The organism is Paenibacillus sp. GCM10027630 (genome assembly GCF_042676305.1).
In the GTDB taxonomy this organism is placed as follows: Bacteria; Bacillota; Bacilli; order Paenibacillales; family NBRC-103111; genus Paenibacillus_S.
Map to the genome: position 1 here is coordinate 40621 of NZ_JBHTGY010000055.1, position 20579 is coordinate 61199.

The 20579-nt window shown below is 36.3% G+C and carries 26 protein-coding genes, 1 tRNA gene and 1 pseudogene; 19 read left to right on the forward strand and 9 right to left on the reverse strand.

Features of this window, described 5'->3' with window-relative positions:
• Positions 1 to 115 precede the first annotated feature (115 nt).
• The 3 genes from ACFQ0C_RS26235 to ACFQ0C_RS26245 all read right to left on the reverse strand — a co-directional run bounded on the left by ACFQ0C_RS26235 (position 116) and on the right by ACFQ0C_RS26245 (position 1242).
• On the reverse strand, positions 116 to 568 hold the full coding sequence (locus ACFQ0C_RS26235) for a hypothetical protein (protein ID WP_379371008.1): 453 nt from the start codon (positions 566 to 568) through the stop codon (positions 116 to 118).
• Between the two features lie 206 nt (positions 569 to 774).
• Complete coding sequence (locus ACFQ0C_RS26240; RefSeq protein WP_379371010.1) at positions 775 to 933, reverse strand: hypothetical protein; 159 nt, start codon at positions 931 to 933, stop codon at positions 775 to 777.
• A gap of 132 nt (positions 934 to 1065) precedes the next feature.
• Positions 1066 to 1242 (reverse strand): hypothetical protein, encoded by a 177-nt coding sequence (locus tag ACFQ0C_RS26245; protein ID WP_258216435.1) that lies wholly within the window; start codon positions 1240 to 1242, stop codon positions 1066 to 1068.
• A gap of 245 nt (positions 1243 to 1487) precedes the next feature.
• Between ACFQ0C_RS26245 and ACFQ0C_RS26250 the strand changes: the two genes are divergently transcribed.
• From ACFQ0C_RS26250 to ACFQ0C_RS26260, 3 genes are all read left to right on the forward strand, one after another.
• Positions 1488 to 1718: a DNA-binding protein gene (locus tag ACFQ0C_RS26250; protein ID WP_258216553.1), complete on the forward strand. Its 231-nt coding sequence runs from the start codon at positions 1488 to 1490 to the stop codon at positions 1716 to 1718.
• Positions 1719 to 1894: 176 nt separating this feature from the next.
• The gene (locus ACFQ0C_RS26255; protein WP_258216434.1) at positions 1895 to 2047 is read left to right on the forward strand and encodes a hypothetical protein; all 153 of its coding nucleotides are present in this window, start codon (positions 1895 to 1897) and stop codon (positions 2045 to 2047) included.
• A 691-nt stretch (positions 2048 to 2738) separates the two neighbouring features.
• Entirely contained in the window at positions 2739 to 3530 is a 792-nt protein-coding gene (locus ACFQ0C_RS26260) for a protein-glutamine gamma-glutamyltransferase (protein ID WP_379371012.1), read from the forward strand.
• 127 nt (positions 3531 to 3657) lie between these two features.
• Here the strand turns inward: ACFQ0C_RS26260 and ACFQ0C_RS26265 are convergent, their stop codons facing one another.
• Positions 3658 to 3831, reverse strand: coding sequence for a mechanosensitive ion channel protein MscL (locus tag ACFQ0C_RS26265; protein WP_258216432.1), 174 nt, complete (start codon positions 3829 to 3831; stop codon positions 3658 to 3660).
• A gap of 671 nt (positions 3832 to 4502) precedes the next feature.
• Between ACFQ0C_RS26265 and ACFQ0C_RS26270 the strand changes: the two genes are divergently transcribed.
• Entirely contained in the window at positions 4503 to 6881 is a 2379-nt protein-coding gene (locus ACFQ0C_RS26270; RefSeq protein WP_379371014.1) for a response regulator, read from the forward strand.
• A gap of 237 nt (positions 6882 to 7118) precedes the next feature.
• On the opposite strand, the gene ACFQ0C_RS26275 is transcribed toward ACFQ0C_RS26270, so the two are convergent.
• The 3 genes from ACFQ0C_RS26275 to ACFQ0C_RS26285 all read right to left on the reverse strand — a co-directional run bounded on the left by ACFQ0C_RS26275 (position 7119) and on the right by ACFQ0C_RS26285 (position 8936).
• Positions 7119 to 7349 carry a hypothetical protein gene (locus ACFQ0C_RS26275; RefSeq protein WP_379371016.1) on the reverse strand — a complete coding sequence of 77 codons (231 nt, stop codon included), beginning with the start codon at positions 7347 to 7349 and terminating at the stop codon, positions 7119 to 7121.
• A gap of 272 nt (positions 7350 to 7621) precedes the next feature.
• Entirely contained in the window at positions 7622 to 7771 is a 150-nt protein-coding gene (locus tag ACFQ0C_RS26280; protein ID WP_379371331.1) for a hypothetical protein, read from the reverse strand.
• 463 nt (positions 7772 to 8234) lie between these two features.
• Entirely contained in the window at positions 8235 to 8936 is a 702-nt protein-coding gene (locus tag ACFQ0C_RS26285) for a nuclease-related domain-containing protein (RefSeq protein ID WP_379371018.1), read from the reverse strand.
• 628 nt (positions 8937 to 9564) lie between these two features.
• On the opposite strand from ACFQ0C_RS26285, the gene ACFQ0C_RS26290 reads away from it, so the two are divergent.
• Positions 9565 to 10446, forward strand: a complete 882-nt coding sequence (locus ACFQ0C_RS26290; RefSeq protein ID WP_379371020.1) for a hypothetical protein — start codon at positions 9565 to 9567, stop codon at positions 10444 to 10446.
• Positions 10443 to 11525, forward strand: coding sequence for a GmrSD restriction endonuclease domain-containing protein (locus ACFQ0C_RS26295; RefSeq protein ID WP_379371022.1), 1083 nt, complete (start codon positions 10443 to 10445; stop codon positions 11523 to 11525). The genes ACFQ0C_RS26290 and ACFQ0C_RS26295 overlap by 4 nt, the downstream gene beginning before the upstream one ends.
• Before the next feature lie 363 nt (positions 11526 to 11888).
• Here the strand turns inward: ACFQ0C_RS26295 and ACFQ0C_RS26300 are convergent, their stop codons facing one another.
• A complete protein-coding gene (locus ACFQ0C_RS26300; protein WP_379371024.1) occupies positions 11889 to 12608 on the reverse strand; it encodes a LexA family protein in 720 nt (239 codons plus the stop codon).
• Positions 12609 to 13148: 540 nt separating this feature from the next.
• Between ACFQ0C_RS26300 and ACFQ0C_RS26305 the strand changes: the two genes are divergently transcribed.
• The 5 genes from ACFQ0C_RS26305 (at position 13149) to ACFQ0C_RS26325 (ending at position 15846) form a co-directional block, all read left to right on the forward strand.
• Complete coding sequence (locus ACFQ0C_RS26305; protein WP_379371026.1) at positions 13149 to 13358, forward strand: hypothetical protein; 210 nt, start codon at positions 13149 to 13151, stop codon at positions 13356 to 13358.
• 82 nt (positions 13359 to 13440) lie between these two features.
• Positions 13441 to 14214: a replication initiation factor gene (locus ACFQ0C_RS26310; protein WP_379371028.1), complete on the forward strand. Its 774-nt coding sequence runs from the start codon at positions 13441 to 13443 to the stop codon at positions 14212 to 14214.
• A gap of 19 nt (positions 14215 to 14233) precedes the next feature.
• Positions 14234 to 14416, forward strand: a complete 183-nt coding sequence (locus ACFQ0C_RS26315) for a helix-turn-helix domain-containing protein (RefSeq protein WP_379371030.1) — start codon at positions 14234 to 14236, stop codon at positions 14414 to 14416.
• Between the two features lie 107 nt (positions 14417 to 14523).
• Complete coding sequence (locus ACFQ0C_RS26320; RefSeq protein ID WP_379371032.1) at positions 14524 to 15372, forward strand: tyrosine-type recombinase/integrase; 849 nt, start codon at positions 14524 to 14526, stop codon at positions 15370 to 15372.
• Between the two features lie 93 nt (positions 15373 to 15465).
• Positions 15466 to 15846, forward strand: a complete 381-nt coding sequence (locus tag ACFQ0C_RS26325; protein ID WP_379371034.1) for a hypothetical protein — start codon at positions 15466 to 15468, stop codon at positions 15844 to 15846.
• Between the two features lie 110 nt (positions 15847 to 15956).
• On the opposite strand, the gene ACFQ0C_RS26330 is transcribed toward ACFQ0C_RS26325, so the two are convergent.
• Positions 15957 to 16029 (reverse strand) — tRNA-Val (locus ACFQ0C_RS26330).
• A gap of 606 nt (positions 16030 to 16635) precedes the next feature.
• Between ACFQ0C_RS26330 and ACFQ0C_RS26335 the strand changes: the two genes are divergently transcribed.
• The 8 genes and pseudogenes from ACFQ0C_RS26335 (at position 16636) to ACFQ0C_RS26370 (ending at position 20571) form a co-directional block, all read left to right on the forward strand.
• Positions 16636 to 16872 carry a hypothetical protein gene (locus tag ACFQ0C_RS26335; RefSeq protein ID WP_379371036.1) on the forward strand — a complete coding sequence of 79 codons (237 nt, stop codon included), beginning with the start codon at positions 16636 to 16638 and terminating at the stop codon, positions 16870 to 16872.
• 98 nt (positions 16873 to 16970) lie between these two features.
• Positions 16971 to 17063, forward strand: a pseudogene (locus ACFQ0C_RS26340) (immunity 53 family protein); the annotation flags it as partial.
• Between the two features lie 147 nt (positions 17064 to 17210).
• Positions 17211 to 17852, forward strand: coding sequence for a nucleoside deaminase (locus ACFQ0C_RS26345; RefSeq protein WP_379371038.1), 642 nt, complete (start codon positions 17211 to 17213; stop codon positions 17850 to 17852).
• Between the two features lie 71 nt (positions 17853 to 17923).
• The gene (locus tag ACFQ0C_RS26350; protein ID WP_379371040.1) at positions 17924 to 18436 is read left to right on the forward strand and encodes a hypothetical protein; all 513 of its coding nucleotides are present in this window, start codon (positions 17924 to 17926) and stop codon (positions 18434 to 18436) included.
• A gap of 106 nt (positions 18437 to 18542) precedes the next feature.
• On the forward strand, positions 18543 to 19058 hold the full coding sequence (locus tag ACFQ0C_RS26355; RefSeq protein ID WP_379371042.1) for a hypothetical protein: 516 nt from the start codon (positions 18543 to 18545) through the stop codon (positions 19056 to 19058).
• A gap of 37 nt (positions 19059 to 19095) precedes the next feature.
• A complete protein-coding gene (locus tag ACFQ0C_RS26360) occupies positions 19096 to 19953 on the forward strand; it encodes a hypothetical protein (RefSeq protein WP_379371044.1) in 858 nt (285 codons plus the stop codon).
• A gap of 75 nt (positions 19954 to 20028) precedes the next feature.
• The gene (locus ACFQ0C_RS26365) at positions 20029 to 20202 is read left to right on the forward strand and encodes a MafI family immunity protein (protein WP_379371046.1); all 174 of its coding nucleotides are present in this window, start codon (positions 20029 to 20031) and stop codon (positions 20200 to 20202) included.
• Positions 20203 to 20241: 39 nt separating this feature from the next.
• Positions 20242 to 20571 (forward strand): hypothetical protein, encoded by a 330-nt coding sequence (locus tag ACFQ0C_RS26370; RefSeq protein ID WP_379371048.1) that lies wholly within the window; start codon positions 20242 to 20244, stop codon positions 20569 to 20571.
• Positions 20572 to 20579 lie beyond the last annotated feature (8 nt).

Below are 20579 nucleotides of genomic sequence, written 5' to 3' on the forward strand. Positions count from 1 at the left end.
TCCTTCCAGTAGATAGTATCCATTATTAACAGATTTCTTAATAAATATTATTTGTCATAAAAAATAGACCTTTCCCTCTACAGGGTCAGGTCCATTTAGTCATGTATAGTTGAAGCTACTGAAGAGGGCTGGACGTTTTATTATTCTGACTGGATACAAAATCCACTGTCCAATCAATCATTCCATTCATCATTGTTAGCATTAAGTTAATAACGTCCTCTTCTGTTAAACTTTTATTGTTGGAGCTATTCGAACTATTTGAAGTGTAATCTTGCATTTTCTTCTCTAGACTGCTTATTAAACCTTTAAGCTTTATAAAATCATTGGCGATATTAAATATTTGATTATCGTTACTTTCGTTTTGATTTCCGCCGCTATCACTTTGACTGTCACTGCTGCTATTGCTGCTTTGATTTTGTTGATCGCTTTTATTTTTATTTTGTGCTTGCTTCTGGCTAGAGTCCTGATTTTGCAGCATTTCTTTAATTTCTTGCAGCTCTTGAGTCAGCATTTGATTATGCTCAGTCAGCTCATCGATCTGGCCCTTAATTTCACGATTACTAATCATAATATACTCCTTATGCAGTGTGGTTTTTAATCTTAGGGTAACCAACTACAAACTGAATATCCAAATTTAATGAACTTTTGTGAAATAAAAAAAGAGGGCAGGAAGCCCCCTAATCAATAACTCTTCTGCTGTAATATATCGGTCTGTGAATAACATAATATAATGAAGTTAACATTAAGTTCAGCGTGAGAATAAATGGAAAAATTTTAAGAATGGATAGGATGAGGAAATACAGGGAAAAGCAGGGGTTCAATTGCAATATTAGTTGGCTTGATCACTATATCCTTGATTTCAAATAATCTGACAGGCATTGAGAGGACGCCGCTTCCATCATAGTAAACTGGTTTTTGGTGATCATTACTCACGATAAACATCTCCTTTATGGATTCGGACCCTTTAGGTTAATTTTACCAAATAAATAAGGTATTAACACTAATTAAATTAAAAAAAAGAGAACCGCTTTTGCGGCCCTCTTAGGAAGCTGAATCCCAAAGTTATTATTTTGTAACGCCGTATGGATTTGCTATGACTTGTCCATTTAACAACTCAAATTCATATTCAAATGGATCGGCTGGGATAGGATTTACGAGTACGAAATTACTTTTCAGTTCATTTATAACCAGGATAGATAAAGAAGCCAAGCAGATAATCGCAAGTAATTTTGTTTTCCTCATAATATCGATACCTCCGGCACCCTGAGATGTCTTCATTGTAATTGGCGAATGTAATTGGAGTATTAGCCATACGTAAAAGAAATATTAATTGTGACGGCCAAAAAGCGAGCAGTTATACTTTTCGTTTGTTTTACAGTTTATTGGTCAATACATGGTATACTAGGTTAAAGTACAGCAGATGCGGAGAATAGTTCTGTGTAATAAGTAACAGGTATATTCTTTTCAAAGAAGAGGGGGCATACATGATGGCAGTCTTTGAGGATTGGAATCAAAAATTGAAAAAGACTTTCGAAAACACAAGCAACAAAGAAGTGATGACAGTTACTGAGGCAGGAAATTTATTTAACCTGTCCAAGGACAAGATGAAGGAATATGTAGTTGAAAAAGGACTTACAAAAGTTAAAGTTATGAGAAGTGCCCATAGATATTTATTATTGAAAAGCGAAATCGAAGCCTTATTAAAAACAGAACGATAAACTTAAATTGTTCCACTTATCTATGGTTGAAAACATAATGCAGCTCATTTAATCTGAATGGGCTATTTTCGTTTACATGCGAATATCATCTATACGGAAGGATTATGAGGGGAAATGATTCTATAGCGATGATAAATAATACAAGTTGGCAATAATCTTTTTAAGGGGTGACGAAATTGAAGGGTTCAGATTATGTCAAGACCGGTATCAGCTTCGGTACAGCATTGGCAATGGTTATTTCCTACACTACAAACAAATCCATTCTCTGGGCCATTATTCACGGCCTGCTGAGTTGGTTGTATGTCATTTATTTCGCACTAGTTAAGTAAGGCTAAATGAAATAAAAGATTGCCGCTTATCGAGCCCGTTTGGGTAGATGGTTGGCAATCTTTTTTCATGTTCCTGGCAATGGTCGTCATCGGGGCACGTTCTTCTAGAGGTTGTGTCATTAGCGTCTTCTTTTAAGGGCACTAAAAAAAGCGCCTGAGAAAAAGAACACAGCAAGGAGCCAACCAAACGCAGGAGCTGAGTTCCAAAGATCCTTTCCTGCAAAAGCAAACCCTAAACATGCAACACCAATCATACAAAGCGCAGAGGGGTTCATAAACAATCTCCTTTTACTTGGTTATTAAGTATACGCTCTGTATTTCCAGAAAGTTGCAGTTAAATGAACGTGGTCTCACAAGTACTTCTTATCTACTTTGTAAAAAATCGATTTATCCATACTTTCTTTTTTCTGCGCCGCTTTGCTCTTGGTAAATAATCATTATCTTTTGTTAGCTCAAAAGTTTGCGCCTTATCATTGTTTCCGAAAAGGAGTAGCGATAGTTCTTCTTGAGTCACGCCTTGGTTGTCCAGAGAGCATCCACCCTTATTCGATATTATTCGACATTATTCTACCAGATTGAGCCAAAATCTTCTGTGAATAATTTAACAAATTAACAGTCAATGAGATTCCAGTCACCTATTCTAATATGGGCCATACACTAAGAGAAACTACATGAAAAAGAGGGATAGCCCATGATCGTTATCTCCGGGAACAAACTTGCTGATTTCGACGAGAGTATGCTTTCCGAGCAGGAGCGGATCATTTTCCAAAAAAAGAAAAGTAGTCCTACTGAACAGCGTTATGAAACTGTGGATGAGCTTATATTTGAGCTGCATATGCGCGCTCGAATTGTGGCAGCCGCTCGGCTGCTGAGTAAATCCGGTGCCCGCTTCGCAAGTTTTAAAGAATCACGCTGCAATGAAGATTTTTGGAAACTTACGGGGTCCGGAGGATTTCAGCTGAAGGATGGGGTTACTCCACAAAATGCGATAAATGATATATTCTCGAACGGTAAAAAGTATGCGTTTGAGTGCTCAACCGCTGTCCTTATCGTATTATACAAAGCAATATTGGATTCAATCGATCCTGAGGAATTTAATAAGCTGTTCGCGGATTTGCTAATATTTGACTGGCATTTAAACAGCAACTTACGACTATTGGAAAAAAACAATAAAGAGGAAGCCGAGGCTGGTGATTTACTGTATTTCAAAAATCCCGACTTCTCTCCCGTAACTCCATGGTGGAGAGGGGAGAATGTTGTTTTGTTGGAAGATGGTAAGTATTATGGTCACGGCATTGGAATAAAGTCCGATACCGAAATGATCGCAGCATTGAATAAGTATAGAGTGAAAGACAGCAAAAAATCAGCTTACTTGACCGACAACATCAAGGAGCTGAATTTTAATTTTTATCGACAGCATCAAGCAAAAACTCGGCTCTCTCGAGTCAAGATTACAATAGGGGGAAAGACTATCCGAATATAGTGATAAGGCAGGTGAAGGAACTATTCCTTCACCTATTTTTTTGAGATAAGAACGTATAGTTTGAACCGGAGGTTTTCCTTTCGGGTCTCGCAAGAAAGCCAACCTCTAAGTGAATGAAAATCAACGTTTATTGAGGGTAAACCTCCATTGTTCTTTTTGAAATCTGGAAGTTTTCTCCGTATTTTTCTTTAATAAGTTGAACTTGATCTACCATGAACCAATACATTTCCTGAAGTCTTTGATCTTTAGGTTGTAAAGTTTCTTGAATCTGTCCGTTCACAATTACGTCGAATACGATCATACAGTCTCCTCCAGGCTTCTTTTCAAATATTCGATTACTCATCTATAACTTCATTAAAATAAAGAAGGGATATCACGACCGGTTGTACTTCATTCTTGGGAGAAGAATTTTCAACAGACTCTTCATTGAGTTCCTTGTCTTCATCATAATAATAGAAATGAATGATTTACCTCTCCTTTCTAAGGGTGGTTAAGTATTAGTATAAGTTTGTTTCATCACCTCTATATAAAATGATTGTATACAATATGTAAATTTAGTGATATGTAAGTAGGAGACTCAGGAAAATTTCGCCCAGATGATATAAATAGTAATAATTCAAAATCAAAATGCCGAGATACAGTGTATAGTGTTATGATAAAATAACTTGAACTAATAATAGGCTTGCCTGCGCCAGCGGCAACTATTATCTTTTTTGAATGTGAAGGGGAGTAGAAAAAGCAAAATGGTTAAATGTCCATTTCATTCTTGAATAATATCTATGTTCGACGGTCAGATAGATGGGGGGTATTTTGCAAAAAGGATTAGAGTTGCTCGCAAAGGATGGACAAGAGTGGCTTGCCAGATTGAAATCAAGCATGTTGAACTTACCTTTGTCTGGTGGCGGTGAGGAAAAAGCTTTCCTTGGCCCGCGAGCCTGATTGGAGGCAATATAATGGAAAGAGGGATTTTAGGTGGAGCATATTCATGGTTCACATGATACGGTACTTGTAATATTTTCATATATCGTTGCAGTTGTAGCTTCTTACACAGTTCTGGATTTGACAGGGAGGATAAGTACATCCCATGGGAGAAACCGTTGGCTATGGCTCTTGTTTGGTGCCGTGGCTATGGGTATGGGCATTTGGTCGATGCATTTTGTCGGGATGCTTGCCTTCTCGCTTCCGGTACCTATCGCTTATGATTTGACGCTTGTTCTGATATCTATGTTGGCAGCTATCGTTGCATCCTTTATTGCTTTGTATATTGTCGGCCGCAATCAGTTAACCCTGCGACAATTACTCATTGGAGGACTGCTGCTCGCGGTAGGTATTTCAGTGATGCATTACATTGGAATGGCTGCGATGCAGGTTGATATTACATATAACCCCATCTATTTTACGCTCTCTATTATTATCGCTTTGGCTGCAGCTATAGCAGCATTATGGTTATCTTTTTATTTCCGCAAGGATGGGGAAAGCGGTGATGGTTGGAAGAAGCTCGGAAGCGGGTTGATTATGGGAGCCGCAATCGTAGGTATGCATTATACTGGTATGATGGCCGCTGACTTTCATTTGGGCGGAAAAACGGAGCTATCTTCCGGCATGGTATTGGACCAGAAATGGCTTGCTTATTTCATAGCGGGCGGAACTCTATTCACACTCGGATTATCGCTGCTTGGGATATACATTTCCAGACGATTTTCATATAAAGATTCCGAAATCCAGCAAAAAACAGATGAAATTTATATCATTAATCAGGAACTGCGGCAGTTAAATGAGCATTTGGAAGAGTTGGTTGCGGAACGCACCGCTCAGCTTGAGAAAGCCCATGATGAAGCCATCAATGCGAACAAGATCAAAAGTCAATTTCTGGCCAATATGAGTCACGAACTACGAACGCCACTCAATGCCATCATCGGGTACAGCGAAATGTTGAAAGAAGAAGCGGAGGAACTTAACGAGCCTACCTTCGTGGATGATCTCGGGAAAATCAGCAAGGCGGGAAATCATCTGCTTGCACTTATTAATGATATCCTTGATATTTCGAAGATCGAAGCTGGCAAAATGGAAATTCACCTGGAGACCTACGAGTTGTCCGAACTTATTCAGGATGTGATGATGACAGTCACACCATTGATTGAGGGGAACGGCAATCAGGTGGAAACCCGTTGTGAGAAAGGTAATATTACAACTGATGTAACGAAGCTGCGTCAGATCTTGATCAACTTGCTCAGTAATGCAAGTAAATTCACCAAGTCCGGCCATATCGACTTCGATATATTCCCACAAGCACGAGGGGACGAAGCGGGTTATTGTTTCCGTGTTAAAGACACGGGAATTGGGATGACACAGGAGCAGCTTGATAAGTTGTTTCAGCCGTTCACGCAAGCCGATTCTTCAACAACGCGAAAATATGGAGGCACCGGACTTGGCCTGGCAATCAGTCAACGCTTCTGCAACATCATGGGTGGTGACATTCGCGTGGAAAGCGAGTTTGGAGCCGGCAGCACCTTTATATGCTGGATTCCAACAACTCCCAAAGAACAAGAAGCTGCTACGGCCACATCTGCAGAAACCGAGCTCGTAAATGTGGAAAAAGACAGTAAGGTGAGCGTTCTTCTCATCGATGACGAGCCGTTTAACAAGCAATTGATGGAACGTTATCTCTCCAAAGAGGGATGGACAATGGCGTTCGCTGAAAGTGGCCAGGAAGGGCTCCTACTGGCCAGGAAGCTTCGCCCCCAAGTGATCTGTCTAGATATTCTTATGCCGAGTATGGATGGATGGAGTGTGCTGTCGGCACTGAAGAGCGACCCTGAGCTGGCAGACATCCCCGTTGTAATTTGGTCCATGACAAACGATAAGAAGTTAGGTTATGCGCTTGGCGCTTCCGAATTTTTGACGAAACCTGTGCAACGGGAACGGCTGATCGATGTGATGCAGAAATATGTACCTCAGCATACCAACCACTCCATCCTCGTTATCGAAGATGATACGACGACAAGTGAACTGATGACCAAGCTGCTGCACAAAGAGGGCTATAGGGTAACTCAAGCTGGAAATGGCAGATTGGCATTGGAGTGTATGGAGAAGGAAGTGCCTACGCTTATCTTACTTGACCTGATGATGCCGGAAATGGACGGTTTCCAATTCATTGAAGAACTGCGTAGGCAAGTGGTTTGGAGTGCAGTTCCCATTGTGGTGCTGACTGCGAAAACAATCACGTCGGAAGATCGAAATAAATTGAACGGTTATGTGAAGAATGTTATTCAAAAGGGATCATTCGACTCTAAATCATTATTGGCGGAAATTCGCCAGTTCATTGCGGATGACGTGGTTCTTAAACGTTAGTATGTGGGTCCTTATTATTTAAGTAAAGATAAGCTCATCTCCGATTGATCGGGATGAGCTTATTCTACGTTTTCTCAAGCCAGCTAACGCTTGCGTCTTGACTTAAGGAGCTCGAATCCACTTTTCTATGGAAAGTGGTAGTGCTACCTGTGCTTATCGAAGTTATTCATTTGCTGATGCCCTAACCCTAGAATGGATCATGAGGGCTTCACCCAAAAGCAGCCATCCATTTACAAATTAATGAAGGATTTCATTCCACAAAGACATAATTTTATTTTGGGTTTTGACCAATTTCGCTTCCTTATCCTCTTCTCCTTCTTGGATTGTCGATGCTTCTGAATCGAGAGCAGATTCGGTCAAGGAATCATCATCCTCTATCTCAAACCGAATTTTGGATGCTTTTGATTCAAATAATGGTTTACATAATTCATCCGTAGAGCGGGTACCACATTGAATAATCTCTTTCAAATCAAAGCACCTCCATCAATGTCTGATATATTAATAGATTATCCGAATTCAGGTAAAAAGATTCTCGAAGTTCGTTGTCGTAGCATGACTATTTTTAGGGAAATGCTCCATAAGAAGGCTTATATCCACAATATATATTTCAATTCCAAAACAAAAAAATAGAGGCGCTTAGCTCCAGAGTGGCGGGATAATAAGGAATCGAAATAAGGAAATGAGAGGGGGAGATAAGGAGGAAATTACTCCTCCGGCTGGGGCAAAAGTGGATTCGATGCTTATTTTTCAGGAGTGCGGTCCAAATATAATTGCGTTACTGAAGTCGATTCACCTTCCCTTACTTCTTCCTCTGTAGCTTTTTCTTCGAGCTCTTGGTGATCACTCATACCAGGCGCAATGGTTGGTTCATGATTTTCTTTTTCGTCCAAATTACTCACCACCTTTAGGCGATAGTTTGCACGATTGTATGGAAAAATATTCTTGACTTAAAGCAGAATGAAATGATTCGGCAGAGCACTCAGCAAATCGGAGTGGGCTTTTATTTTATTGTTGGAGGAAAGAAGCATGGAAGAGTCAAGTTTTGACCAAAAAAATGTATTATTGACTAAAATTTGACCGGAGCCGAATTCGGCATTTATTCATGTATCTTAAATGTCCTAAGCAAGCAAAAAAGTCCTTACGAAGTAAGGACTTTCTCTGTATGACCTGTAGTGGGCTCGAACCACTGACCCTACCCTGTCAAGATTAATTGGCAAAGGTTTGTTGATTTCCTTATATATTTCCTAGGAGATTAATTCATTAGGCTTATTAGCTACTATAATTCTTTTAATAACCGTAAATATCCTATAAGAAACGCAAGTTTGTGACCAGAATTGTGACCATAAACAACTATTACTTCGTAGAGGCTTTCTTATTTTCGGAAGCTTTTTTGTTGTGTTCATTTCTAATCATAGGATCGGTAATATTAGCATTTTGAATGATTTCATAAATTCTATTTATTTGGCTCTCTCCAAGTGTAGGTTCTGGTGATTCCGCTTTGAATCTCAATAGCTTCCTCTGTATGAATTCTAAAAGTTCTACATCGTACACAATTAGATCATTAGAATGAATTTTTCTTAGTTCTGGGTCAACGCTAAATCTGCATCGCATCGTAAATGAGATCATTGAAATAAATGTTAGGGGTTTAAACTCACTTAAAATTTGTTCTAACTTTTTAATATGTCCGTAGTTCTGCATAAAAGGATTATACATTTTAAATCGGTTGCTTACAGTCCAATACTTATCATTTTTATTACCTTTAATTTCACCATTGTAGTTCTTGGTTTCGATTATGAATAGACCATAGGGCGTAATAGCTACGTGATCGGTTTGAGAATACCCAGTTTTGGACTTGGAATTTACTATTAGGATATCACTCAAGTATTTGCAAACCTTTGGAAGCTGATCTAGCTGGATATTTATTTTGAGTTCACCTAATTCACCAATACGAGTTGATTCAATCTTTCTATTTGGCTTTTTGTGTTGTTTTGTTGAAGTTTTTTTGACTTCTTTTTTTGATGAAGGCATAAAAAAATCTAATATTTTTTTTAACATGGTTGCCCCCTAAACGTGGTGAAAATGAGTTTCTAAAACTGACCGATTAGCTTTCCGTAATTCGACATTAAATCCAAGTAACCTCTATTTATTTGATAAAATAAATAACCCTTGTTCGCATAAGGGCTAAGAAAATAAAACTAAGCTATTGATTTCTTTACCTATGACCACTTACCTGTCAAGATAAATAGATTCTTATCTGCACATACTCCGAAGTGGTCGTTATTGCCCAATAAATACGACGCAAACTGAACTCACAATCTCTTTAAGTTATCTGTAATTTCCAACAAAATCATTTAGTTTGTGACCAAAAATGTGATTGGTATGGAGTGATTATTGATACATACATAATAATACAAAATAAATAAAAAATGGCTTATTATTAGTCTGTTTAGTATAATATTCCTATATTTATTTTTGGGGGGTAAAGGACATTAGTAGATTATATGTTTTATTAGGTAATGGTTTTTCAATAGATTTAATAAATAAGATAGAGAAATCAGACTGCATAGATGTTAGGAATTTATTTTCATATGGTGCAGAAGTCCCTTGGCCGACTTCTCAGTCAAATGGTTTTCTATCGTATAAATATTGTAAAGCTCTTTGGACTCTCGGTGCTCGCACAAACATGGATAGTATAGAAAGTATGAAGTTAATTGAAGACATTATTACTTGTATTAACGTATATAATTTATCTAGATTACAAAACGTCCAAGAATATGAGGGCTCTTCTACTAATACGAATAATATATATATTAATGCATATGGGGAACTAACGACATATTTAAGATACTTATTTACTTATTATAATTCAAAGATTACAAACGAAGATCTAAATCGAGTTGAAATACCGTTCATAAATTATCTTAAAGATTGCCTACATAAATATGATGACATAGTTATTATTAATTATAATTATGATATTTTCTTAGAGAGACTTCTAATGATTAATGGCATGGACTTCAATATAGAAGGCTTCCAAGATGTAAATTCTAAGATCAAGATTATAAAACCACATGGATCAATAAGCTTTTCATTTAATGTGAAAATAGAAGGTCCATTTACAATAAGAAATTCTGAAGCAGACTTTTTTTCACAAGATGTGGCGCAATTTCAAGTGAAATATGACCTTAGTAATGACTTTCCAATTGTTAATGCCATAATTCCACCTGCTGGAGACTCTAATAGGGTTAGTATGGGTTGGGTGAAATTACTAAGGGAAAAAATTAATCATTACGTTCAAGAATCCCAGGGTAGAGATAAACTTATTATTTTTGGAATATCATACTGGCATGTTGATAGGGCGGAGATCGACGAAATAATAACAAGAATAAACCCAAATGTTGATGTTAATTTAATTAACCCCAATCCTCCAAGCAGTTTTAATGCAGTGCTTACGAGTCTTTTTAAAAATTATGTTCATTATCAAAAGTCTGAACTTATAAATAACTCTGAACAAAAGGCTACTACAGGACAATCTGAATCAATTATGGAGGTGGCTAGTCGATGAAGAATAGATATAACAGAAAGACAACTGGAATAACTATATCAATATTTTATGAACACTATCAGCTTAACAAATATAACTTTGATCCTCCTTATCAACGAGATTATAATGTATGGAGTGACGAACAAAAGTCCTTTCTAATCGATACAGTCTTAAAAAACTTTCCGATGCCCCCTATTTTCTTGGAACAAAGAATCGATACATCGAATGGTAAAACCCATTATGATGTAATTGATGGTAAACAGAGATTGTTTGCATTAATTGAGTTTATTGAAAGTAAGGTTAGATTACCTATAACATTCGGCAAAGATGACTATGGTTCAGAGCTGCTCAACGGGAAAACTTTTGATGAAATTAAGACATTGGCAGCCTCACATGAAGAAGTTCAGGAGTTTATTTCAGGCTTCTGGGGATATGTTATTAGTATTGAATATATAGAAAATCCTGATGTCAAAGTGGTAGATAATATCTTTGATCGACTAAACCGAGGTGGAGAAAGACTTAATCCACAAGAATTAAGAAAAGCAAATTTTTATGACAGCATTGTTTACAAGGATATAGATATTATGCGCAACGATGAATTCTTGTCTGATCAATTGCGTAATCTAAACAAAAATCGGTTAGATGATATTAGTTTTATCACTGAGCTCTACCTATTGGTAAAGCTTGAGAGAATCATTGATGGAACAGAAGCACAAATAGATACTTATTTTAAGCAAGTTGTGGAATCAATAGATCAAGAAGAATCAGCCAGATTGGTTCATAAACTTAACGAAATCAAACAGATTGTTTCTAGATTCAATTTGGATTACGATAATTATAGGATTAGAGGCGTTAGTCACCTCTATGCAGTATGGTATCTTGCCTATTACATATTTAAGCATAATATAGAGGTAACAGAAACATTAATCACCCAGTTAAATGAATTTTATGATGATCTTAGAAACAATCGCGAAAATGCCAACACAAGTGAATACCATAGATCAATGCAATCTGCAAGCAAATATAGGCATTCTAGAAAAAGAAGAATTGCAGCTATATTAAATTATTTTGGTTATGATTTTAATCCGGATGCATTATAAAAGAAGGTGGATTTTATATCCACCTTCTTTTTATATATGCGACATGCATTTGTTTCACAAGGATTTTTATTATTTTCTTAAATTATAATTTCCGTAATACTTTTATTAAAATATTATCACTCAACAATGCAGGTGGTGCGTCAAGTTGGTACTATGCATTTTTAAACGATCCTTTGTAATAATATTCAAAGATTCTGTCCATTTATCCCTTACTAATCTATGTAATCCTATCCTGCTAGAAGCATTTAAATGTCGTCTTGATTACCAAACCTACAAAAAACTGAGAAGTACCAATGGTTCAGTAATTTTATTTTTAAATCCTCGATCAAGTCATTTGCTCAACGATTTATTTACCTCCTCTATTTATAAAATTATAGATATTGATTTTATTTTTCCGAGTACCTTCACATCATTTTTTTTAAGTATTTCTGGAGAAAACTTTTTGTTTTCCGGTACTAAAATTATATTATTATCTGTTTCAATGTATCGTCTAACTAATAGCTCTTTATTATTAAGTAAACATACAACAAATTCACCATTTTTATAGTGCTCAGATACTTCAATTTGTAAAAGTGCATCTTTCTGTATAATAGGAGCCATCGAATCATCCGACATTGTGTAACCTAATTCATATGTAAATTCACTTTCTATTGTTTCAGATTTTGAATCCATCAGACTAATTAAATCATCTTTGTTATTTAGAATATGTTTTATTATTTCATATTGGGTCAAAACATCTTGCTGTTTTCGTATTGCGGGTATTAAATCAGTTGGATAATGTCTATAACTTAATTGCAATATCAATTGTCTGAAAAATAATTCTGTGTCATTTAGAAGGTTTTGTAATAAAATTGGGGATTTTTCCAGATAGCTTTCATAAAGAAAATTTTCGACATTCCACTGACATACTTTTGCTAGTGCAACATTCACATCATCGGATGCGGGAGCTTGTCTGGTTGATTGGAGTTTACTTATATAAGAAGGTGTTATTTTAACCCCATATTCAAAACATTTTTCTGCTATTTCCTTTAAGGTTAATCCACTAGAATTAATCATTTTCGATAATGATTCGTAATAGTCCATTTTAATTCCCCCTTGATTCTAACTATATGATTATTGAATAATTCAGTCAACCACCATTAATTAAATAACCAGTTTGTCATTTTCAATTGACAACATTGTCACTCTATAATAATATTAACTTTATTGAGATTGAATAATCATTCGATAATAACTAAATAGTCAAGAATGTGTGGTGAAACTTATTCAGCTTAATCAACAGATTATTAATGAGATTGAGAAGTATTTCCTAACGTGTTCCAAAACAAGAGCAATCCAAATGGTAAGTGAAAGAAAGATTTTGAGATTAGTTAATCAACTTCGGCGTAGCTTGGAAAGCGCAGCCGATACCGGTAAGGAGCAGAGCGACGCACCGGCTTGGCCTTGATATGGAGGGGCAAGTCATGCAAGGCTGATTTAGCGGACAGGCCACACCGTGGCATGGCCGCAAAGCCTGTCCTGCATGATTTGCAGAGGCTCCATGTCAAGGCTGAGGCGATAGTATCGCCGCCCAGCAACCTTATAACATGCAGGGTGTTTTACATAAGATGGAGGCGCGAGTCCTTGATATTAAAGGGTTTTGATAGTATTGAGTTTGGATTATATTTTAAGAACTACGATGAATCATTTGAACCTTATCTTTTAATGTTTTCTGAACAAAAAAGAAATGCGCAAGAAACAAGCGTAGACAAAGAAATTGATCTTAATGGTGTCACTGTAAAAATAGGTAGAGCAGGAATTCGTTTCTATTCCTATACGTTTAACGACGAATGATTTTATTGTTTGGTTTCGTGACAAAGGTAAAGGGGAATTCCCGCCAGTAAAAGTACGTTTTCTCTCTGGATTCCTATGGTCAATGGGATTAGCTGATTGTGTAAAAAGTTTTAATAATTGGTTTTCTAAATTCAATTTACAGATATCAGAAACCAAGCTCTCAAGGCTAGATATTTGTGCAGATACTGATGAGGCACAATTTATCGAAAATGATCGGAGAGGAATTGTTACAAGGGCTAAAGGTATTGCAATACATGGAGTTGATGACTCTGCTTATTTTCAAGGGAAAAAGTTTAGTGGTTTCGTTGTGGGGCGAAATCCGTTACTTGCACGGATTTACAATAAGTCACTCGAAATCAAGAAATCAGCTAAGGTATGGTTTAAGGATATTTGGATTAAACATGGTTGGAACGAAAAGAAGGATGTATGGAGGGTTGAGTTCCAGTTAAGAGGTGATGTCCTTAAGGAATATGGCATTCATACAATAGATGACGTTTTACCTGTTGAAGCAAATCTTTGGTCATCCTTAACTCAAGGATGGTTGACAATCAGAACCCCCAAAGACGATAACGTTTCACGTTGGCCTATTAAACGGAAATGGAAGGTTATACAGAGGGCTTTTTTAAATCAAGAAGCATGCCCACTTATTCGTAAGAAGGTTATCGTAGGTGATTCAACAAGAACTCTAAACCAGATTGCAGGCTTAGTTATCACACTTGCAGCACGAAATGAGTTTGAAGACACACCAGAGGCACTTAATATAGTGGATAATTGGATACAAAGAAAGCAAGATCAAAAGAACTCAACATTTCAAGCCGAGACGAATTTACGAAAATTAAGATTCATTCAAACTTAACCATAAGGAGCTAAATACTATGAACAATGCATTAGAACATTATCCACCGGTTATTGACGTAAGTCATATTCAAAAAATATTAGGAATTGGTAGAAGGCAAGCATACGAGTTAGTAAATTCGAACAGTTTTAAAGTGGTACGTATCGGCAAGCGAATCAAGATCGTAAAATCAATCTTTATTAAGTGGTTGGAAGATAATTAAAGGATGTGAGGACATGCCTGGATCAGTAAAAAAAGATGGTAGTACATGGTATCTTATCTTGGAGTTAGGTAACGTTTGTCGAAACAGACGTTCTTTATAAAGACTTCTTGGAGAAATGGCTTGAAGATAAGAAAACTAAGGTCAAAGAATCTACATTATCGACTTATACATGGTTAATTAATAAATACATTTTACCTGCACTTGGAATGTATGAACTCAGCAATCTTAAACCCCGGACTATTCAAAATTTTTATAATGATCTAGTTAATCAAGGCAAATTATCTAGAGAAAATGTGCAGAAAGTGCATTCTCTCGTCCATGATTCATTAAAGCGTGCTGAACGATGGGGTATGTTAAATCGGAATCCTGCAAGCCTTGTAGACCGTCCTAGAGCCTCTAAAAAGGAAATGAACTTCTGGATACAGGAAGAAGTATTAGTGTTTCTTAAGGAAGCTAAGGAGGATCGTCTGTACGTTGCATTTTTGTTGGCTATAACAACGGGAATGAGACAGTCTGAAATATTAGGGTTAAGGTGGAAAGACATCGATTTCAATGACGGGTCACTGTGTATAGTCCAAACACTAAGCCACGATGGAAAACGATTATTGACAGGTGCAAAAACAAATGCAAGTATTCGAAGGGTTGATTTACCCGAAGAAACACTTAGAGTGCTTAGGATTCAATATAAATTAATCAAATCTGAAAAACGGGAGTTAATTGACGGGTATCAAGATAATGATCTTATTGTATGTACGCAGCTTGGTACACCTGTCATTCCAAGAAATTTGATGCGTTCCTTTTATCGTATTACGCATAATGCCGATGTTCCCAAAATACGTTTCCACGATTTAAGTCATACTCACGCTTCTTTTCTTCTTAAGCAAGGTGTTAATCCCAAAATTATAGCTGAGAGGCTTGGGCATGCAAATATCCGCATAACATTAGAAATCTTATAGCCATCTAATGCCGAGTATGCAGAAAGAAACTGCTCAAAACTTTGGTAAATTGTTATTTGGTTAATACATAAAATGAAATAGAGGAGAAATAAAATGAATGATGCTTACAAAAAATTAAGACTTAATATTGACTATCCTGTAAAGATCATTTCTAATATGGATTTTGAAGGTAATAATCTAACAATTATCTTACAAGAAATTAGCAACAAAGCTAAGAATCAAAACGCTCAAAGTCAATCTCTTAGAGCTGTACACACACTTATTGAAAATTATTTTTCAACGAAAAGCAATAACTCAAGCTATGAAAAGTTTATGCATCTAATGCCAATTTTTAACGATATTGCTGAAAACGTCAAAATAGATCTTGGATATAAGTACCAGGGGACAAACAAGGAACTATTTAAAGATTTAATTGATTGGAGTGCAGATTGGATAGAAGTGGACGAAGAAAAAGACGAGAATGATAAGATTTAAACTCTAATTTATATAGCCCATGTGACCAATACGTGACCAATAAGCTCAAAAACAGCCAAGCTTTCTTTAATAATGAAAAAAGCCCTTGATAATCAAGGGCTTTTTCTGTATGACCTGTAGTGGGCTCGAACCACTGACCCCTACCCTGTCAAGATAGTGCTCTCCCAGCTGAGCTAACAAGTCATGTTTTAGCGACAAGTAATATAATATCAACGAGACGGCCGCTTGTCAACAGTTTCTTCATATTTTTTTAATAAGCTGTTTTTGCACACTAATCAGTAGAAGCATCAAACTGCGCGGAATCAAGTGACGGAAGGTATATTCTCTTTTTAATTGCTTGTTCTCATATGCTTCTTATTGAAGCTGCTTTGAAATGAAAGTGATACTTCACTGTATGCTAACAACTATTCCGTGTAGCAAACATGAGCAGTTATTGTGTGTTCTAGTTTGAGCTGCTAACCATTTATGCAGTACCTTTTATCGCTGCTGAAAATCAGGTAGCTTTTTTCTTTATGTTTATGCGAAAATGGGATTAAAAGGAATATCAGGATGTTAATGTTGAGCAGCCACGTTAATCAGTAATGCTAATGCGATCAATGTTTAATGAGAGTGGTTTATGATTCTAATTTACAGAGCTTCAGAAGGATGAGAATAGAGGTAATTCCATGTCTGAATCAAGATTTAAAGACACAGGTCAAAGGATAGACGATTTTCAATATATATCTGATGTTTTAATTGAATGTCCTGATTGCTTGAATGGCGCAAAAGCTATAAGAGGATTGTACATTCATGGGGCTTAATCTTTGGCTGAGAACTGGCTGCTGTGGTCAAGTGCTGTGGGCATATAACAAAGAACATTTTGCTTTCTTGGACAATTATATTAACTCATCATTAAGAGAGCGTATTCCTTATATGAATCAGAGCTTGGCGAGTAGACTTCCTGAATGGATAAAGAGTGCAAAGAATCGTCAAGAACTATCAAAAGGGATAGATAAATTAAGAAGTAAGCTTAAGGATATCAGTTAAATATTGAGAGGACTCCAATTGAACGTGTTGAAGTGGCTTGAAAATTGGTATTTCTCGAACGGGATGGGAACTAGGAACATAGTTAAGGTGTAAGGGTAGAAGCACTTGATAATCCTGGTTGGGCTATTCGTATCTACTTGGTAGATACAGAGATAGAAAATAAGTGTTTTCAAAATATACAAGATGAATGAACTGAACAGGATTAGGTTAATTGTAGAGTTAAAGAGGCTTGGTTTGAAGGGGCATGCATTTTGGAGGAAATTCTGGTTATTTTCAAGGATTGGGTGCGGATTGGTTCTCAAAAGAATGATTTTATTTGAAGTATCGGAGGGGAACATATGTGGGAAGAACTAACCACTCCTTGGAAAATATGCTTTGAGGAAGCGTGGGAAGCCTATTGCAAAGGTTCTATACCTATTGGAGCGGTATTGGTAGACGAACAAGACAATATTATTAGTAGGGGGAGAAATCGGATACATGAAACCAATGCACCTTTAAAACAAACATGCGGCAACAAACTTGCACATGCCGAAATTAATGTATTGATGCAGGTAAGTAAAGAAACAACGATGAGAAATTCAACTTTATACACAACAACTGAACCATGTATTTTGTGCTTCGGAGCCATTGTCATGTGTAATGTTGGTAGAGTACGATATGCGGCTAGTGATCTTTTGGCAGGTGGCTCCAACCTAAATAAATCAAATAACACTTTCATCGAGCAAAGATTAATTGATATTAAACAATGCGATCAAAAACGATTAGGTGAATTTCAGAGAGTTTTAAGAACTGATTACATTCTTCGTAATCTTAATAAAGTGAAAGCACAGAAAATGCTTGAAGATGATTCTAAGGACTATCCTGAAGCGGTTGATTTAGGAGAACACTGGTTTAAGATCAACAAACTTGAACATGCAAAACAAAATGGCGAACACATTAGCAATATAATAAATGAAATTGTGCAGGAACTAAACAAGTGATAAAGCTTTTACATTAAGTGAATAAAAGCACGATTTTATCAGAAAGGACGAAAATATTGAAGGCAAATAAAGTGATACAGAGATACATCAACGAAATTAAGAAAGTGGTAAATCCAATTAAGGGTACAACATCTGAATACCACTTTAAATACCGAATGCTGGTTGCAATCATAGCCTTCATAGTAGCTGTTCTTCTAACATATCCGCTAAATCTATCTCTAATTGCAAGAGGATTATCTATATTCATTGCTGTAATAACATTATCAGTCCCATCATTGTATCATTATAAAATTGAAGGAGGTAACTTAAAAAAGTACTTTTTATATCTATCAGTTTGGGATGAGAGCCTTTCCAATATTAAATCGATATTAGCGGTCGAACGTATAGATATTGATAAGCCTACAATAGTACAAATAGGTAAGGTAGATAGCAACGTTTATTATCTTGTTCTGGGTGATGGTAGAAAAATAAAAATAGGAAATAGGTATTATGTTAATACTCATAAGCAATCGATTATCGAGGCATTACAAAAATTAACAAGGAAGAAAATTGAACGTCAGAAAAAGTATATTATTTTCCAGTAGTAATGCGTGTTAGATGACTTCACAAACGGATTACGATAGTTCAATGAAAGAGCAATTTTATTGAGTTGAACTGATTCTGTCAGGAATAGGTGGTCTAGTTGAGAAAATGAGCGAAATAATACAATCAGCAGCCAGTGCCTACTACTTAGCTTACAAATGCCTAATAGATAAACACATCGAGGTATGCGAATTTTATAACGATGCTTTTTCGGCATATCTTTTTCCAGCTATTACAAATGCCGCCTTTTCCTGTGAGCTTGCCCTAAAAAGTATTTCACATTCTGAAAGTGGGAAAACACCAAAAGGTCATGACTTATATAAACTCTTTAATAAACTTAATGAAAGAACTCGTTCGGACTTTATGGAAAGAACAATAGCAGCATATTATTACAAGTCTGAGAAACATGGTAAACCTCATCGCCTTTCAGAAGAGGAATTTATAGAGCTCCTAAAAGCACATAAAGATACTTTTACAATCTGGCGTTATTTTTACGAACAAAGTAATAATGCAGATTTAGACTTTATTGAAGCGTTCATGTTTTGTTTAAATCGTATAGAGGACGAATATAGTATATATGTTACAAACAGGTTATCTTTAAGGAACAATCATTTTAAGGGATAAAACATGGATTTCATTTTGTATGAAATAGGTGATGTAAGTGAGTAGAATTTGTGATATTAATTGTCCAATAAATTACAATGATATTTTTGTAACAGCAGAATTTGAAAAAACTGTTTCAGTATGGTCTATGATTAAAATGGAGAAGTTAGCCACTTTTGATACCGTTATGGATTTTGGAGGATCAAGGTTAGCTGTTATCCCTACAGAGAATCCTTTAGTTGTTGCTGGTGCATATGAAAGGTACGGGGTATGTGGTTATAATGCAATAACTGGAGGATTATTATGGCAGAGAAAAGACTTAAAAAAGGTACAAATTATACGTTGGATGCCTATTTCTTCAAAGGGAGTGTTAGTAGGGGCAGGCTTTGATACAAAACCATATTTAATTCTTAATGCTTTGACAGGAGAAACAGAACAATCGTTACGTGGAGTTAGAGAGGTTTATCTGCACGAAAATGGTGAATTTGCAATACAAACTACCGATAGCGAAGTAAGACTTTGTAATTTGCCCGATTGGAAGGTTGCATGGAAAAAGAAAGGAAGACTAAACAGAGCCGCTTTTAATGACGAACAAGTATTGTTAACATGGGCAGATGGTACAAGATGCTTTAATTTGAATGGGCAGGAATTATGGAATGTAGAAAATAACTTCATGGAAATAACTTGGCACAAGAAGCTAGGACATTGGTTAGGGATACAACATTTCGGAAATCGTAATGAAGGAAAAGGGATGGAAATTGTTCAACTTGATACAAATGGAGATGTAGTTTTCAAAACTAATATTGGCTTGACTTCGTCCTGGGGATTCTTTGCAGATGGTGGTCATTTGGTTACTTCTTCTGGAGAAGTGCTTTCTATTCCTGAATTAGAAATAGTTTGGGATTTGAATCAATAAAAGAGAAGTTTTAATTTAAGGCGGAATAGGGATTGGACATAGTTAATAGAATCCTTCATTTAGTGGGACAAGTTGATGGTTTGCCAATCAAAGCTTGAACTGTTAGAACATAATGAATGGGGTATAGCTCTAGAAAATTTGTGCGCGACCATATTTGAAGAGAACTTGCCAATTTCGGTGTTCATATATACAGAAATAAAATGTGTAGGAGAAGTAATGGAAATGGACTCTTCGATATGGAAGTTTTAATTATTAAATAAGTATGATTTAAATTTAAGGGAGCAGTTAATGAGTAACGAAAAAAAGGGAATATTGATAAAGACCCTCTTTGATGTAACGGCAAGTGAGGCTGATAGAGACGATTGTGCGATTTATTTAGCTGACTTTGATGATGAAGAAACAATCCAAGCTTTGTTTAATGCAGCGAATGACTTTAATGTTAGTGATATGATCAGAGGCAGTTGTGGCGAATCATTAGCTGAAATATGGTTAAGGAAGCAACAAATTGACTTCAATTTATTGTTGTTGTTAAAAGGTACAGCCTTAACCGAAGTCCTTAACTTGATAAAGAAAGATAAATTAGAATGGTATGAGAGATACATGCGGGGGACTAAATGATAGTGAGA